Genomic DNA, 15,477 nt, shown 5'->3' with positions numbered 1-15,477 from the left:
CGACGCGTCTCGCTCACTCGGCGTCCTCCCTGATGCGCTCGGCGCCGCGCAGCCTGGCCGGTGCGGCCCGGCGGTTCTCGGCGACCTCTTCCTCGGTGGGAAGTTCGGCACCCCGCGTGAGCAGCTTGAGCCGCGGCTGGTACCGCTCCGGCACGACCGGCAGCCCGGGCGGCGCGGTCGACGCGGCACCGGCCGCGAACACGTGCTTGACCAACCGGTCTTCGAGCGAGTGGTACGACAGCACCGCGATGCGCCCGCCGACGTCGAGGGCCTGCACGGCGGCCGGGATGGCCCGCTCCAGGACGGACAGTTCGCCGTTGACCTCGATGCGCAGCGCCTGGAAGGTGCGCTTGGCGGGGTTGCCGCCGGTGCGCTTGGCAGCCTGCGGCAGGGCGTCCCGGATCAGCTCGACGAGCCGGGCGCTGGTGCTGAAAGGCTCCTTCTCCCGCTCGCGCACGATCGCGGACACGATCCGCTTGGCCTGCTTCTCCTCGCCGTACGCGCGCAGGATGCGCACGAGTTCACCCGCCGGGTAGGTGTTGAGCACCTCGGCGGCGCTGATGCCGGACGTCTGGTCCATGCGCATGTCCAGCGGCGCGTCCTGGGCGTAGGCGAAGCCGCGGTCGGCCTCGTCCAGCTGCATGGAGGAGACGCCGAGGTCGAACAGGACGCCCTGCACGCGCGCGGTGCCGAGCCGGCGCAGCACGTCGGGCAGCTCGTCGTAGACGGCGTGCACGAGGGTGGCGCGCTCGCCGAAGGGCGCCAGCCGCTCACCGGACAGCCGCAGCGCCTCCTTGTCCCGGTCCAGGCCGATCAGCCGCGCCTCGGGGAACCGGGTCAGCAGCGCCTCGCTGTGTCCGCCGAGGCCGAGTGTGCAGTCGACGACCACCGCGCCCGGCCGCTCCAGGGCGGGCGCCAGCAGATCCAGGCACCGCTGGAGCATCACCGGGACGTGTCGACTCTGGCTCAAGGGGGCCTCTCATCTTCCGGCAGGGCCGCACGCACCGCCGGGTCCCCGCCAGCTCGTGTAGGGGAGGCCTGCCGGCGCCGGAAGCGTCAGCCGGACCGGGAGCGGGAGGAGGCCGAGCCGTACGTACGCGCCGCGCACGTGGGGAGACGGACCGGGGTGAGCCGGGGTCTCCGGGGGTTTCACCAGCAGGGAGAGCCACGCCTCCCGCTTCGCGTCACTTTAGTCCACCCTGTCTCGCGGTCAATCAACCGGCCTGCGCGTCGCCTACCCCATCGCGGAGAGGGCCGCAATTCGAACTGATTCACCCGGCCGGAGCAGGTTTGCCCTCCCTGTGGGTTAGCTCACAACAAGCCACGATGACGTTCTTTGTCCCCTCTCACAGCGGGCCAGGACCGACCGTGACCAGTAACGTCATGAGTATGACGACTTCCGCAGCAGCTCCCACTGGATCCGAAGGCGCCATAACCGACAGCGGCACCGTGACGGACCGCCTGGTTGAGGCCAACCAGACGTACGCCGCCGAGTTCTCCGACCCGGGCATGGACGCACACCCCGTCCTCCAGGTCGCCGTCGTGGCGTGCATGGACGCCCGCCTCGACCTGCACGCCGCGCTGGGCCTGGAGCTCGGCGACTGTCACACCATCCGCAACGCGGGCGGCGTCGTCACCGACGACGTCATCCGGTCCCTGACCATCAGCCAGCGGGCGCTCGGCACCCGCAGCGTCGTCCTCATCCACCACACCGGCTGCGGTCTGGAGTCCCTCACCGAGGAGTTCCGGCACGAGCTGGAGATGGAGGTCGGCCAGCGGCCGGCCTGGGCGGTGGAGTCCTTCCGGGACGTCGACCAGGACGTGCGCCAGTCCATGCAGCGCGTGCGCACCTCACCGTTCCTGCCGCACACCGACGACGTGCGCGGTTTCGTGTTCGACGTGCGCACCGGTCTGCTGCGCGAGGTCGACCCGGCCTGACCGGGCGGACCGGCCGGCCGCCCCGAGAACGCGCCGCCTCCCACGCCGTCCCCTTATCGAAATCACGGTCGAAAAAGACGTAAGACCGACATCGTGCGGGCAGTTGTCCACAGGCGAGTGACACGAATCGGTAACGGCGGCAAGAATGCGGGGTGTGGCATCGCGCGGAACTATTCCCGCGTGGTGTCCGTGTTTCGGGGTGGGCCGGTTTCGCAAGCAGCGTCGGCCCGGAAAGAACGGGCCGAGGAGGGCCGGGTGACGACCTATGACGATCGAGCGAGCCTCACTGATCTGACCGCCACGGTGGAGCGGGTGCGTGGTTCGGTGGAGGGCGTGATCGAGGGCAAGCCCGAGGTCGTACGGCTCGCGCTGACCGTGCTGCTCGCCGAGGGCCACCTGCTGATCGAAGATGTCCCCGGCGTGGGCAAGACGATGCTGGCCAAGGCGCTGGCGCGGTCCATCGACTGCTCGGTGCGGCGCATCCAGTTCACGCCCGACCTGCTGCCCTCGGACATCACCGGCGTGTCCATCTGGGACCAGCAGCGCCGGGACTTCGAGTTCAAGCCGGGCGCCATCTTCGCGCAGATCGTGATCGGCGACGAGATCAACCGCGCCTCGCCCAAGACCCAGTCGGCGCTGCTGGAGTCCCTGGAGGAGCGCCAGGTCACCATCGACGGGCAGACGTACGAACTGCCCAGCCCCTTCATGGTGGTGGCCACGCAGAACCCGGTCGAGATGGAGGGCACCTACCCGCTGCCCGAGGCCCAGCGCGACCGCTTCATGGCCCGCGTCTCCGTCGGCTACCCGAGCGTGGAGGCCGAGCTGCAGATGCTCGACGTCCACGGCGGGGTGAGCCCGCTGGAGGACCTGCAGCCGGTGGCGCACGCGCACGAGATCGTGAAGCTGATCGAGGCGGTGCGCTCGGTCCATGTCTCCGAACCGGTCCGGCGGTACGCGGTGGAGCTGGTCGCCGCCACGCGCACCCACCCCGACCTCAGACTCGGCGCCTCCCCGCGCGCGACGCTGCATCTGCTGCGCGCGGCAAAGGCGTCCGCGGCCCTCGCCGGCCGGGAGTACGCCCTGCCGGACGACGTCCAGGCACTCGCCGTCGCCGTCCTCGCGCACCGCCTGCTCCCCACCGCCCAGGCCCAGCTGAACCGGCGTACGGCCGAGCAGGTGGTGCAGGAGATCCTCCAGCGCACCGCGGTACCCGCGGCGCCCGGACAGCAGAGCGGGTTCGGCGGCCTCGGGCGGGGTGTTCCGGCCTATCCGCAGCAGCCCCCGCGGAGTCTGTGATGAGCGCCGGGGGGACCGGGCAGGCGGAGGCCGACCGCGAGGAGACGGGCGGCGTCCGTACGGCCCTCGCGGGCCTCACGACCCGTGGCCGTTCCTTCCTGGCGGCCGGGATCGCGGCCGCGATCTGCGCGTACGTCCTGGGCCAGAGCGATCTGCTGCGGGTCGGCCTGCTGCTGGCCTCGCTCCCCCTGATCTGCGCGACCGTGGTGTACCGCACGCGCTACCGGGTGGCCGGCACCCGCCGGCTCGCCCCCGCGCGCGTGCCGGCCGGCAGCGAGGCCCGGGTGCATCTGCGGATGGACAACGTCTCCCGGCTGCCCACCGGCCTGCTGATGCTCCAGGACCGGGTGCCCTACGTCCTCGGACCGCGCCCCCGGTTCGTGCTGGACCGGGTGGAGCCGGGCGGCCGCCGCGAGGTGTCCTACCGGGTCCGCTCCGACCTGCGCGGCCGCTATCCGCTGGGCCCGCTGCAACTGCGCCTGACCGACCCCTTCGGGATGTGCGAACTGACCCGCTCCTTCTCGACGTACGACACCCTGACGGTCATCCCGCGCGTGGAGCCGCTCGCGCCGGTCCGCTTCAGCGGCGAGGCTCAGGGGTACGGCGACGGACGGCAGCGCTCGCTGGCCCTCGCGGGCGAGGACGACGTCATCCCGCGCGGCTACCGCTACGGCGACGACCTGCGCCGGGTGCACTGGCGGTCCACCGCGCGCTACGGCGAGCTGATGGTGCGCCGCGAGGAGCAGCCCCGGCGTTCGAGGTGCACCGTCCTGCTGGACACGCGGGGCGGCGCCTACGAGGGCGCGGGCCCCGACTCGGCCTTCGAGTGGGCGGTCTCCGCCGCCGCCTCGGTGCTGGTGCACATGCTCGAACGGGGCTTCTCGATAAGGCTGCTGACCGACAGCGGCAGCGTGGTGCCCGGCGAGGGCGCCGACGGGTTCGCGGGCAGCGGCCAGGAGACCGCGGAGGCGGCCGGGCTGATGATGGACACCCTCGCGGTGATCGACCACTCCGACGGCACGGGCCTGTCCCGGGCCTACGACGTGCTGCGCGGCGGGAACGAGGGGCTGCTGGTGGCCTTCCTGGGCGACCTGGACGAGGAACAGGCCACGACGGTCGCCAAGATGAGCCGGCGCGGCGGCGGCGCCGTCGCCTTCGTGCTGGACCCGGACACCTGGGCGCGGGAGCCGACCGATGTGCCGCGGCCCGGTGACCGGCACGCCGAGCGGCTGCGCATGCTGCGCGAGGCGGGCTGGACCGCGCTGAGCGTGCCGCGCGGTGCCGCGCCGAGCGCGCTGTGGCAGCAGGCGGAGCGGGAGCGCTCGGGCCTGGCCGCCGTGAGCAGGGAGACGGTGCGATGAGCGGGCGGGCGCGACTGGCGCTGTGCGCGGCCGCGGCCACCCTGATGGCCTCCTGCGCGCTGCTGCCCCTGGTGGCCGAGCCGACCTGGCTGCTGCAGCTGGTCCCGCTGGTGGCCGTGCAGACCGGGGTGGGCGCGGCGGCCCGCCGGGTGCCGCTGGGCCGACCGCTGACCGTGGCGGCGCAGGCGCTGGTCACCCTGGTCCTGCTGACCCTGGTCTTCGCGCGGGAGTACGCGATCATCGGGCTGATTCCCGGCCCGGAGGCCTTCCGGCACATCGCCGAACTGCTCCAGCAGGGCTCCACGGACGTCAGCGAGTACGCGATACCCGCGCCGCTCACCGACGGCATCAAACTGATGCTGATCGGCGGTGTCCTGCTCATCGGTCTCCTGGTGGACACGCTCGCGGTGACCTTCCGCAGCGCGGCCCCGGCCGGGCTGCCGCTGCTCGCGCTGTACTCGGTGGCCGCGGGGCTGTCCGACGGCGCGGCCGACTGGCTGTGGTTCCTGGTGGCGGCGGGCGGCTATCTGATGCTGCTGCTCGCGGAGGGCCAGGACCGGCTGGCGCAGTGGGGCCGGGTCTTCGGCGGCGCTCCCCGCTCCCCCGGCTCCCCCGAGGGCAGCGCGGTGGCCCCGGTGCGCACCGGGCGCCGGATCGGCGCGGTCGCGCTCGGCGCGGCCCTGGTGGTGCCGCTCGCCCTGCCCGCGATGCAGGGCGGCCTGCTGGACGCCGCCGGCGCGGGCATGGGAGCGGGCAACGGCAACGGCGGCACGATCTCCGCGGTCAACCCGCTGGTGTCGTTGCGCGACAGCCTGAACACGGACGACGACCGCCAGGTGCTGTCCCTGAAGACCAGCGCGAGCGACGTCTCGGACCTGTATCTGCGGATCGTCTCCCTGGACGACTTCGACGGCACCACCTGGAAGCCGGCCCAGCGGCACATCGTCGGCGTCCCGGACAGGTTCCCCACGCCCATGGGCCTCGGCGCGGACGTCAGGCGCAGCACGGTGACGACAACCGTCTCGGCGGCGAGCTGGTACGCCCAGGACTGGCTGCCGATGCCGTACCCGCCGAGCGGGGTGAAGATCGGCGGCCGCTGGCGCTACGAACCGGTCGGCATGACCCTCGTCGGCGACCACGGCCAGACCACCCGTGGTGCGACCTACCAGGTGACCAGCCTGGACGTGCGGCCGACCGCCGAGCAGCTGGCCGCCGCACCGGAGCCGCCGGCGGCCCTGAAGCGCGCATACACGACGGTGCCGTCCGTGCTGCCGCAGGTGGTGGCGCAGACCGCCAAGCAGATCACGGCGGGCGCGCGGAACCACTACGAGGAAGCCGTCAAGCTCCAGGACTACTTCGCCGTGTCGGGCGGCTTCCAGTACGACACCCAGGTGGAGGTCGGTCGCGGTCCCGACGCCATCGCGAACTTCCTGAAGAAGAAGCAGGGGTTCTGCGTCCACTTCTCCTTCGCGATGGCGGCGATGGCCCGCACCCTCGGCATCCCGGCCCGGGTCGCGGTGGGCTTCGCGCCCGGCACCCCGCAGGCCGACGGCTCGGTCGGGGTGAACCAGAAGGACGCGCACGCCTGGCCCGAGCTGTACTTCGCGGGCGTGGGCTGGACCCGCTTCGAGCCGACGCCGACCCGTGGTACCACGCCGTCGTACACGGTGTCGAACACGCCCGGTACCTCGCTGCCGGACCAGGACCTGCCGTCGCACCAGTCGTCCACGGCGCCCTCGGCGGCGGCCTCGCCGAGCGAGAGCTGCACGCCCGAGCTGGTCAAGCTGCAGGGCTGCGACACCGCGTCCGCCGCTGCGGCCCCGCACGGCGGCGGCGGGGGCACGGGCCCGTGGTGGTATCTGCTGATCGGCCTGGGCGCGCTGGTGGTGGCGGCGGTTCCGCTGTCGCCGCTGCTGTGGCGCGTGCGGGTGCGGTCGGGGCGACTTGGCGGGCATGCCCGGACCGAGGAGGGCGCGGTCGCGCACACCCTGGCGGCCTGGCAGGAGCTGACGGACAGTGCTTGGGACCACGGCATCCCACCGGACGAGTCGCTGACGCCGCGCCGGGCGGCCGCCCGGATCGTCGAGCTCGGTGAGCTGGATCCGGCGACCGGTGCCGCGGTGCATCGGGTGGCGGACTCGGTGGAGCAGGTGCTGTACGCGCCCCGGCCGCGCCCGGCGTCGGGTGCGGCGGAGGATGTGCGCCGGGTGATCGAGGCACTGCGGGGCACGGTGAGCACCGGCGCCCGGCTGCGGGCGCTGTTCCTGCCGCGCTCGTCGGTGCGGGTGCTGTGGGCGGTGTCGGCCCGCTGGTCGGCGCTCAGGGCCCGGGTGGCGGCGGCCAGGCCCGGTCTGCGCCGGCCGTCGGAGCAGCAGGGCTGAGACGGGTCATGGGTGAGGGGCGGCCACCGGCGGTGGCCGCCCCTCATACGTTGTCTGTCGGCGTCCGCGGAAACCGCCGGACGGCTAGCGGCCCTGTTCGTCTCGGCGGCGCTGCCAGCGCTCCTCGATCCGGTCCATCATGGAGCGTTTCGGCCGCGCCTGGCGGCGGACTGCGCCCGCGGGCTGCTCACCCGGCTTCGGGCCCCTGCGCCAGCCGGTGACGGCGAGTACGGCACAGCCCAGCATGACGAGGAAACCCACCACGCTGACCCAGATCAGCTGCGCGACCATTCCGGCCATGAGGAGCGCGATACCCACGAGAAAACCTGCGACCGCCTGGTAGACCCGCCGCCGGGTGTACGTACGCAGTCCGCTTCCCTCAAGCGCTGACGCGAACTTGGGATCTTCGGCGTACAGCGCTCGCTCCATCTGCTCGAGCATGCGCTGCTCGTGCTCCGAGAGCGGCACGGAGTCCTCCTCATCGTGCAGTCGCCGGGGCGACCCGGGGGGTCCCTTCAGGATAGGCAGGGAATCGCCCCCGTGAAACCCGCCCCTCTACGCCAATTGGCCAACCGGAACCCGCCATGACCGAACCGGCTCGCTGAGGCTTCCATTCCCCTGCGGCCGACCCGTCATGCCGGGTGGTGTAGCTCGATCATACGGCGCAAACCCCTCGATCGGAGGTCTTGTGGCGTACTCCATCCGCTGCCAAGGCCCTGATCAGGGACGGGTCCCGGTGGTGCGTTCAGGCCTCGGCGGCACCCCGCGTCTCTCCGAGCACATGCAGCTGGGTGGCGACGGAGTGGAAGGCGGGCAGTTCGGCCGCGGCCGCCTCCAGCTTCAGGAGCGCGTCGAGAGCGCCGGGCTCGGTGTCCACGAGGACGCCGGGCACCAGGTCGGCGAAGACCCGCACGCCGTGCACGGCGCCGACCCTGAGGCCCGCGCCCTCGACCAGCGCGGTGAGCTGCTCGGCGGTGAACCGGCGCGGCACCGGGTCGCCGGCGCCCCAGCGGCCCTCGGGGTCCTGCAGCGCCTGCCGGGCCTCCGTGAAGTGACCGGCGAGGGCGCGGGCGAGCACCGCCCCGCCGAGGCCGGCCGCGAGCAGGCTGAGGACGCCCTCGGAGCGCAGCGCGGCGACGGCGTTGCGGACGCCCTCGGCCGGGTCGTCGACGTACTCCAGGACGCCATGGCACAGCACGGCGTCGTAGCCCCCGCGCTCGACCACGTCGAACAGGCCGTGCGCGTCGCCCTGGACGCCCCGCACCCGCTCGGCGACACCGGCCTCGGCGGCCCGGCGCTCCAGCGCGAACAGTGCGTTGGGGCTGGGGTCGACCACGGTGACGCGGTGGCCGAGCCGGGCGAGGGGCACGGCGAACTTGCCGCTGCCGCCTCCGGCGTCGAGGACGTCGAGTGCGTCCCGTCCCGTGGCCTTGACCCGGCGGTCGAGAGCGTCCTGGAGGACCTCCCAGACCACGGCCGTACGCAGGGAGGCGCGGGATCCAGGGGTGTCGGAGCGCAGCGACGCCCACTGAGGGTGGTGGTGGGAGACGGGCGGGCGCATCGGGTCCGACACGGCAGTTGACTCCTCGGCAGAGCTGAATGGCTTCAGGCGACTCCAGCCTATTGCCTCCGGCGTCCCACCGGTCACCGCGGCCGGGTGGGCCGCGGTGCGTCTCGTCCGGCGGACTTCTCGGTGGTCAGCCCGCGTCCGGAAGGTCACCGCGCGCGCTCGGTCCGGTCACCTCCCCGGTCTCCGTCGCGTCCCTGCGAGGCTGGGGCAGGACGGGCTGGAGGACGAGCATCCGCTCGACGATGCGCAGGAACATCGCCACGTCCCGTATCAGGTCGTCGGCGTCCCGTCGACTCGCCGCGCCCTGGATGCCGGCCTCGGCGCGGGCGCGGCGGGCGGCACCGGAGGCGAACAGGGCGCTCCACTCGGTCAGTTCGGGGGCGATCTCGGGCAGCACTTCCCAGGCGCTGCGGATCCGGGCGCGGCGGCGTGGGGAGGTCTCGGGGCGGCCCAGGGCGGCGAGCACCGCGGCGGCGGTGCGCAGCGCGGCGAGGTGGGCCGTCGCATAGCGTTCGTTCGGCGTGTCCAGGACGGCGGCCTCCTCCAGTCCGGCGCGGGCCTGGGCGAGCAGGTCGAGGGCGGCGGGCGGGGCCGTGGCCCGGCGGAGCACGGGGTGCACATCGCTCGCCGGGCCGGTCAGTGAGGGGGCAGGGCCGGTGGCGCGGCGCCGGCGGGCGGCGGCTGCGGACGGGTTGGCCATGACGAACCTCCTGTCGTCTGGGTGACGGCACGGGTGCCGTATGTGCCCATCGTGCGATATGCCACTGACAATCCGTTCTGACCTGGGGTTTTGCTTCGATCGAAGGTTCGGGCGTATTTTTGCACTGACCAGTCAGTTCAAAAATACTGTCGCAGCGACAGGGGGGCTTGTGGACGGCGTGGACGTCAAGGCCGAGGGCCTCGGGCTCAAGGGACCACGGGGGTGGGCCTTCCGGGGCATCACCCTCGATGCGGAGCCCGGCTCACTCATCGCGATCGAGGGACCGTCCGGCTCCGGCCGTACCTGTCTGCTGCTCGCGCTCACCGGGCGGATGAAGCCCACCGAGGGAACCGCCGCCGTCGGCGGCTTCCGGCTCCCCCGGCACATGGCCCGGCTGCGCCGGGTCAGCGCGGTGGCCAACGTGGCCGGGGTGACCGACCTGGAGCCGGCTCTGACCGTCGGCGAGCACCTGCGCGAACGCGCCCTGCTGCAGAGCCGCTTCGGCGACTCCCTGCGCGACCTGCTGCGCCCCCGCGCCCAGCGCCTGCACGAGGCGCGGCTGCGCGTCGACGCGGCCCTGGCCGCGGCAGGACTGAACCTCGAAACGCTGCCCAAGGGCTCCCGCACGGCCGTACGCGACCTGCAGCGGCCGCAGGAACTGCGTCTGTCCCTCGCCCTGGCCCTGCTCGGCCGGCCCGGACTGATCGGCGTCGACGACATCGACCTGAAGCTCTCGGACATCGAGCGCGCCGAACTGTGGGACCTGCTGCGCTCACTCACGCGCGCGGGGACGACGGTCGCGGTCGTCTGCCGCACCGCCCCCGGCGATTGCGTGATCGTCTCCACCGAGGAGCACGACAAGAGCGAGGACGAGCACGACATGGACGACACGGACGACAAGAGCGTCGAGAACAGCGACCCGAAGGAGGACGTCGATGCGCTCGCCTAGGCTGGCCGCACTCGAACTGAGGCGCTTCGGGCGCGGGAAGCTGCCGCGCGCCGCCCTGGTCGCGCTGCTCGTGCTGCCGCTCCTCTACGGCGCCCTGTACCTGTGGTCGTTCTGGGACCCGTACGGCCGGCTGGACCGCATCCCGGTGGCGCTGGTGAACGACGACAAGGGCGCCACGGCGGCCGGCAAGAAGATCACCGCCGGTGACGACATCGTCGGCGGGCTGCGCGACAGCCGGACCTTCGCCTGGCACGAGGTGAGCGACGAGGAGGCCCGCAAGGGCGTCGAGGACGGCACCTACTACCTGTCGCTGACGATGCCTGCCGATTTCAGCCGGCGTATCGCCTCCAGCTCCGGCGCTGCCCCGGAGACGGGTGCCCTTCAGGTGCGCACCAACGACGCGAACAACTACATCGTCGGCCAGATCTCCCGCACGGTCTTCAACGAGGTCCGCTCGGCCGCCTCCACCAAGGCCTCCCGCACCTTCCTCGACAAGATTTTCGTCTCCTTCTCCGACATCCACGACAAGACCGTCACGGCCGCGCAGGGCGCCGACAGGCTGAACACCGGTATCGGGAAGGCGGAGAAGGGCTCGAAGGACCTCGCCGACGGACTGAAGGACGCCCGGAGCGGCAGCGGCGAGCTGGCCAAGGGCGTCAAGAAGCTGAACTCGGGCGCCGGTGACCTTCAGGTCGGCTCCCGGCAGGTGGCCGACGGCACCCAGGAGCTCGCCGACAAGGTCAACGGCGTCTACGACAAGGCCGGTCCGTTCCTGAAGGACAACGAGAAGACCATCGGGGACACCGCCCGGCTGGTCGGCGACTCGGCCAAGACCGTCGAGGACAATCTCGACGTCCTGGTGAAGCGCGCCCCGGACGCCGCGAAGCTCGCCCATGCCAACGCCGCCATCATGGACGAGTTCTACAAGGCACGCTGCGAGACCGCCCCGATCCCCGACCCGAACTGCGCCGACTTCAAGCGGGCCAGGACGGCCACCGAGGAGGTGGCCGGCGTGGCCGACGACCTCAACACGCTGATCGCCGACCAGAACGGCGACCTGAAGACGATGCGGGACAACCTCGGCACCCTCCAGAAGCAGGCCGCGGCCCTGGAGGACCGCGCGCCGCATCTGTACGAGGACGTCGACGACGCGGTCAAGAAGATCAACAAGCTGAACACCGGTGCCCAGGAGGTCGCCGCCGGCGCCAAGAAGCTGCACGCCGGGCTCGGCACCGCCCAGACCGGCGCCAGCGCGCTGGACAAGGGCATCGGCACGGCCGCGTCGGGCGCCGACACCCTGAACGGCGGCCTGTACAAGCTGTCCGACGGCTCCGGCAAGCTCGCCGGCGGACTGCACGACGGCGCCGGAAAGATCCCGGACTACGACAAGAAGGACCGCGACCAGCGCACCGACGTGATGGCCGACCCGGTCCAGCTGGCCTCGCACGACCTGCACAAGGCGCCGAACTACGGCACCGGCTTCGCCCCGTACTTCATCCCGCTGTCCCTGTGGGTGGGCGCGATGGTCGCCTACATGCTGATCGCGCCGCTCAACCGGCGTGCCCTGGCGGCCGGTTCGCCGGGCTGGCGGATCGCGCTCGCGGGCTGGCTGCCGGTGGTCGCGGTGGGGGTGCTCCAGGTCGGCGCCCTGATGGCCGTACTGCACTGGGTGATCGGTCTGCAGATGCTGCACGCGGCCGGCACGATCGGCTTCCTGTGCCTGGTCACGGCCTGCTTCGCGGCGATCGTGCAGTGGCTGAACGCCCGCTTCGGCGCGGCGGGCCGGATCCTGGTGCTCGCGCTGCTCATGCTCCAGCTGACCTCGGCGGGCGGCACGTACCCGGTGCAGACCAGTCCGGGCTTCTTCAACGCGGTCCACCCGTTCCTGCCGATGAGCTACATCGTGGCGGCGCTGCGCCGGCTGATCACCGGCGGCGGGCTCGGCCCGGTCTGGCAGGCGTGCGCCGTGCTCGTCGCGTTCACCGCGGGGGCGCTCGCCCTGACCGCCCTCGCCGCGCGGCGCCGCCAGGTGTGGACGCTGGACCGGCTGCACCCCGAGCTGAGCCTGTGACCCCCGGCCGTCCGCCGCACACGCGCGTACCTGTGAGAATCGGGGCCATGGAAAGCAGCAGCGCCAGGTCCGGGGGCGGCACGCGCCGTGAGGCCACCCGGCAGAAGCTCTACGAGGCGGCCGTCACGCTCATCGCCGAGCAGGGCTTCTCCGCGACCACGGTGGACGAGATCGCCGAGCGGGCAGGAGTCGCGAAGGGCACGGTCTACTACAACTTCGCGAGCAAGTCGGTCCTCTTCGAGGAGTTGCTGCGGCACGGCGTCGGTCTGCTCACCGCCTCGCTGCGGGAGGCGGCGGAGCAGACCGCGCGCGCGGGCGGCAGCAAGGTGGACGCGCTGGACGCGATGGTCCGCGCGGGCCTGGTCTTCATCGACCGCTACCCGGCCTTCACCCAGCTGTACGTGGCCGAGCTGTGGCGCACCAACCGGGCCTGGCAGTCCACGCTGATGGTGGTCCGGCAGGAGGCCGTCGCGGTGGTCGAGGGGGTGCTGCGCGAGGGCGTGGCGGCCGGCGAGTTCAGCGACGAGATCGATGTGCAGCTGACGGCGGCCGCGCTGGTCGGCATGGTGCTGGTGGCCGCCCTGGACTGGAAGGCCTTCCAGCCGGAGCGCTCCCTGGACGACGTCCACGCGGCCCTGTCCCGGCTGCTGCAGGGCCGGGTCAGCGGCAGGGACTGAGCACCCTGCGGGCAGGGGAAAGGCGCCGGTCCCTTGCCGGACCGGCGCCTTCCCGTTCCCCTTGTTCCCCCGTACTCCCCGTACGGTCCTCCCCCGATGGTCCCCCGCGGGTGGTCGTCCCCGCGGGTCCCCCGACTCGCTTCCGCCGACGGATCGGCGGAAGGAGCGGCTCGGTGACGGGCGCCGTTCCGCCGCCCCGTGCCGGCGGTGCCGGGCCGTGCCCCTTGCCGTGCCTCCACTCTCCCGTTCCCGCCGCTCGCGGCCCATCCGCGCAGGTACTCATCTCGTCACCTAAGTACGGATACTCAGCCGTACGCGCGCGTGCCCACACCTGCGGACCGCCGGCTGACTACGATCGCGGCCGTGTCCGTACTCCCCTTGGTCTTCACCAGCGGCTGGGCCAGCGGCATCAACGCCTACGCGGTGGTGCTGCTGCTCGGCCTGTTCGGCGCGACGGGCGTGAGCGACGACGTCCCGCAGACGCTGCAGCGCCCCGAGGTGCTGATCGTCGCCGGGGTGCTGTTCCTGTGCGAGGCGGTCGCCGACAAGATCCCGTACGTCGACTCGGTGTGGGACTCCGTGCACACGGTGATCCGGCCGCTCGCGGGAGCCTGGGTGGGCGCGCTGCTCGCCGGGCACAGCGGTTCGCTGCCGGACGTGGCGGCCGGTCTGATCGGCGGCTCGACGGCGCTGGCCAGCCATACGGTGAAGGCCGGGACGCGGATGGCCGTCAACACCTCGCCGGAGCCGTTCAGCAATTTCGTGCTGAGCACCGCCGAGGATCTCGGGGTGGGCGGCGTCGTCTCGATCGCGATGTTCCATCCGGAGGTGGCGGCGGTCATCGCGGCCGTGCTGCTGGCCGGCGGTCTGCTGGCGCTGGTGTTCCTCGTCGCGCGCATCCGGCGCTTCCTGCGGCGGCGGGCGCAGCGCCGCGAGGAGCGCAGGCTGGCCTCGCGGTCGCCCTGACCCGCCCGCGGGCCGGATTGTCAGTGGCGGTCGATAAAGTCGCAGGCATGGCACGGATTGCGGTGATCGGCGCCGGGATGGGCGCGATGGCGGCCGCTGCCCGGCTGGCCGTCGCGGGCCACCGGGTGGTGGTGTACGAGCGTACGGACACATACGGCGGCGGGGTGCGCCGCTTCGAGCGGGACGGGTTCGCCTTCGACACCGGCCCGGGGCTGCTGACGCTGCCCGCGGTGTACCGCGATCTGTTCGTCAAGACCGGCAAGGAGCCGCTGGAGGACTGCGTCGACCTGGTCCAGGTCGACCCGTCCGCGCGGCACGTCTTCGCGGACGGCTCCGAGGTGTCACTGCCGAACGCCTCGCGCGCGGGCGTCGTCACGGCTCTGGACGAGGCGCTGGGTGCGGGCGCGGGCGAGCGCTGGGGCGAGTTCCTGCTGCGGGCCCGGGAGGCCTGGGACCGCACCCGCAGGCCGCTGCTGGAGGAGCCGCTGTGGCCCAACTGGCGGGTGCTGGCGGAGAAGGAGCCGTATCCGGGCGTCCCGCAGCGGCGCCTGCTGCGCACCCGGCAGGCGCGCACCCTGTCCGAGATCGGCTCCTGGGAACTGCGCGACGAGCGCCTCGCGGCCCTGCTGGCGAGTTCCGCACTCGCCTACGGCCTCGATCCGCGGACCGCCCCGGCGAGCGCGGCCGTGCTGCCGTACATGGAGCACGCCTTCGGCACCTGGTATGTGCGCGGCGGCATCCGGGAGTTGGCGCGCGCGGTGTACGAGCGGTGTCTGCAGCGGCGGGTCGAGTTCGTCTTCGACGCGGAGGTCATGCGCATCCTGGACAAGGACGGCCGGGCCGCGGGCGTGGAGTTGAGGGACGGCACGGTGGCCGAGGCGGACCATGTCGTGGCGGACGTGGATCCGGCGCGGTTGAGGCTGATGACGGACCGCAAGCTGGACAAGGACGGGGATGTCCAGCCCAGTCCGTTCCCTACGGGTCCGGGGCGGTTCGCCCTGCTGCTGGCCCTGCGCGGCGGGCGCGAGGCCGGTGCCACGCATCGTACGGTCGTGCACGCGCCGGACCCGGAGTCCGAGCTGGACTTCCTGGACTCGGCGGAAGGAGACCAGCCGCCGCCCACGGTGACCGTGCTGCGCCCCGACGACCCCGCGCTCAGACCGGACGACGGGCACGAGTCCGTGGTGCTGTCCGCGGCGGTGCCGAGCGCCGCCGACTGGGAAGAGGAAGGCACCGTCCGGCGGTACACGGACGATCTCCTCGACGCCGCCCAGGCCGCGATACCGGGCCTGCGGGACCGCGTCCTGTGGCAGGAGGCGCGCACACCCGACGACACCGACGAGGAGACGAGTGCGTTCCTCGGCGCCGTGCCGGCCCCCGCGCTCGCCGCCGGGCACGGCCGTTTCCTGCACCCGGCGAACACCACGCGGCTCCCCGGTCTGTACCGGGTCGGCGGCTGGTCCCACCCCGGCGGCGGCCTGCCGCACGCGGGCATGTCGGGTGCGCTGGTGGCGGGGCTGATCGTGGAGGGCTCGCAGTTCCGCGGCTCCCAGTGAGCCGGACCGAGG

At 72.7% G+C, this 15,477-nt stretch carries 13 protein-coding genes; 9 read left to right on the top strand and 4 right to left on the bottom strand.

Annotated features, from left to right (window positions below; all coding sequences use genetic code 11):
* Positions 1-13 precede the first annotated feature (13 nt).
* A complete protein-coding gene (rsmH, locus tag AB5L52_RS31980; RefSeq protein ID WP_351018030.1) occupies positions 14-970 on the bottom strand; it encodes a 16S rRNA (cytosine(1402)-N(4))-methyltransferase RsmH in 957 nt (318 codons plus the stop codon).
* A gap of 356 nt (positions 971-1,326) precedes the next feature.
* On the opposite strand from rsmH, the gene AB5L52_RS31975 reads away from it, so the two are divergent.
* The 4 genes from AB5L52_RS31975 to AB5L52_RS31960 all read left to right on the top strand — a co-directional run bounded on the left by AB5L52_RS31975 (position 1,327) and on the right by AB5L52_RS31960 (position 6,976).
* A complete protein-coding gene (locus tag AB5L52_RS31975; protein ID WP_351018033.1) occupies positions 1,327-1,938 on the top strand; it encodes a carbonic anhydrase in 612 nt (203 codons plus the stop codon).
* A 255-nt stretch (positions 1,939-2,193) separates the two neighbouring features.
* Entirely contained in the window at positions 2,194-3,234 is a 1,041-nt protein-coding gene (locus tag AB5L52_RS31970; protein ID WP_369367349.1) for an AAA family ATPase, read from the top strand.
* Positions 3,234-4,595 carry a DUF58 domain-containing protein gene (locus tag AB5L52_RS31965; protein ID WP_351018039.1) on the top strand — a complete coding sequence of 454 codons (1,362 nt, stop codon included), beginning with the start codon at positions 3,234-3,236 and terminating at the stop codon, positions 4,593-4,595. The genes AB5L52_RS31970 and AB5L52_RS31965 overlap by 1 nt, the downstream gene beginning before the upstream one ends.
* Positions 4,592-6,976, top strand: coding sequence for a DUF3488 and DUF4129 domain-containing transglutaminase family protein (locus AB5L52_RS31960; protein WP_369367348.1), 2,385 nt, complete (start codon positions 4,592-4,594; stop codon positions 6,974-6,976). The genes AB5L52_RS31965 and AB5L52_RS31960 overlap by 4 nt, the downstream gene beginning before the upstream one ends.
* Before the next feature lie 84 nt (positions 6,977-7,060).
* Here the strand turns inward: AB5L52_RS31960 and AB5L52_RS31955 are convergent, their stop codons facing one another.
* The 3 genes from AB5L52_RS31955 to AB5L52_RS31945 form a co-directional block, all read right to left on the bottom strand.
* A complete protein-coding gene (locus AB5L52_RS31955) occupies positions 7,061-7,444 on the bottom strand; it encodes a DUF3040 domain-containing protein (protein WP_369367347.1) in 384 nt (127 codons plus the stop codon).
* Positions 7,445-7,721: 277 nt separating this feature from the next.
* Positions 7,722-8,549 carry a methyltransferase gene (locus tag AB5L52_RS31950; protein ID WP_351018047.1) on the bottom strand — a complete coding sequence of 276 codons (828 nt, stop codon included), beginning with the start codon at positions 8,547-8,549 and terminating at the stop codon, positions 7,722-7,724.
* Between the two features lie 124 nt (positions 8,550-8,673).
* Positions 8,674-9,246 carry an SAV_6107 family HEPN domain-containing protein gene (locus tag AB5L52_RS31945; protein ID WP_369367346.1) on the bottom strand — a complete coding sequence of 191 codons (573 nt, stop codon included), beginning with the start codon at positions 9,244-9,246 and terminating at the stop codon, positions 8,674-8,676.
* 169 nt (positions 9,247-9,415) lie between these two features.
* Between AB5L52_RS31945 and AB5L52_RS31940 the strand changes: the two genes are divergently transcribed.
* The 5 genes from AB5L52_RS31940 (at position 9,416) to AB5L52_RS31920 (ending at position 15,465) form a co-directional block, all read left to right on the top strand.
* Positions 9,416-10,195 (top strand): ATP-binding cassette domain-containing protein, encoded by a 780-nt coding sequence (locus AB5L52_RS31940; protein WP_369367345.1) that lies wholly within the window; start codon positions 9,416-9,418, stop codon positions 10,193-10,195.
* On the top strand, positions 10,182-12,266 hold the full coding sequence (locus AB5L52_RS31935) for a YhgE/Pip domain-containing protein (RefSeq protein WP_351018055.1): 2,085 nt from the start codon (positions 10,182-10,184) through the stop codon (positions 12,264-12,266). Before AB5L52_RS31940 ends, AB5L52_RS31935 begins: the two co-directional genes overlap by 14 nt.
* Positions 12,267-12,313: 47 nt before the next feature.
* Entirely contained in the window at positions 12,314-12,943 is a 630-nt protein-coding gene (locus AB5L52_RS31930) for a TetR/AcrR family transcriptional regulator (protein ID WP_351018058.1), read from the top strand.
* Positions 12,944-13,306: 363 nt separating this feature from the next.
* Positions 13,307-13,909: a DUF4126 domain-containing protein gene (locus AB5L52_RS31925; protein WP_351018061.1), complete on the top strand. Its 603-nt coding sequence runs from the start codon at positions 13,307-13,309 to the stop codon at positions 13,907-13,909.
* 47 nt (positions 13,910-13,956) lie between these two features.
* Complete coding sequence (locus tag AB5L52_RS31920; protein WP_351018064.1) at positions 13,957-15,465, top strand: NAD(P)/FAD-dependent oxidoreductase; 1,509 nt, start codon at positions 13,957-13,959, stop codon at positions 15,463-15,465.
* Positions 15,466-15,477: the final 12 nt, after the last annotated feature.

Source organism: Streptomyces sp. CG4, assembly GCF_041080655.1.
In the GTDB taxonomy this organism is placed as follows: Bacteria; Actinomycetota; Actinomycetes; order Streptomycetales; family Streptomycetaceae; genus Streptomyces.
This window is presented reverse-complemented; position numbering and strand designations above follow the sequence as displayed.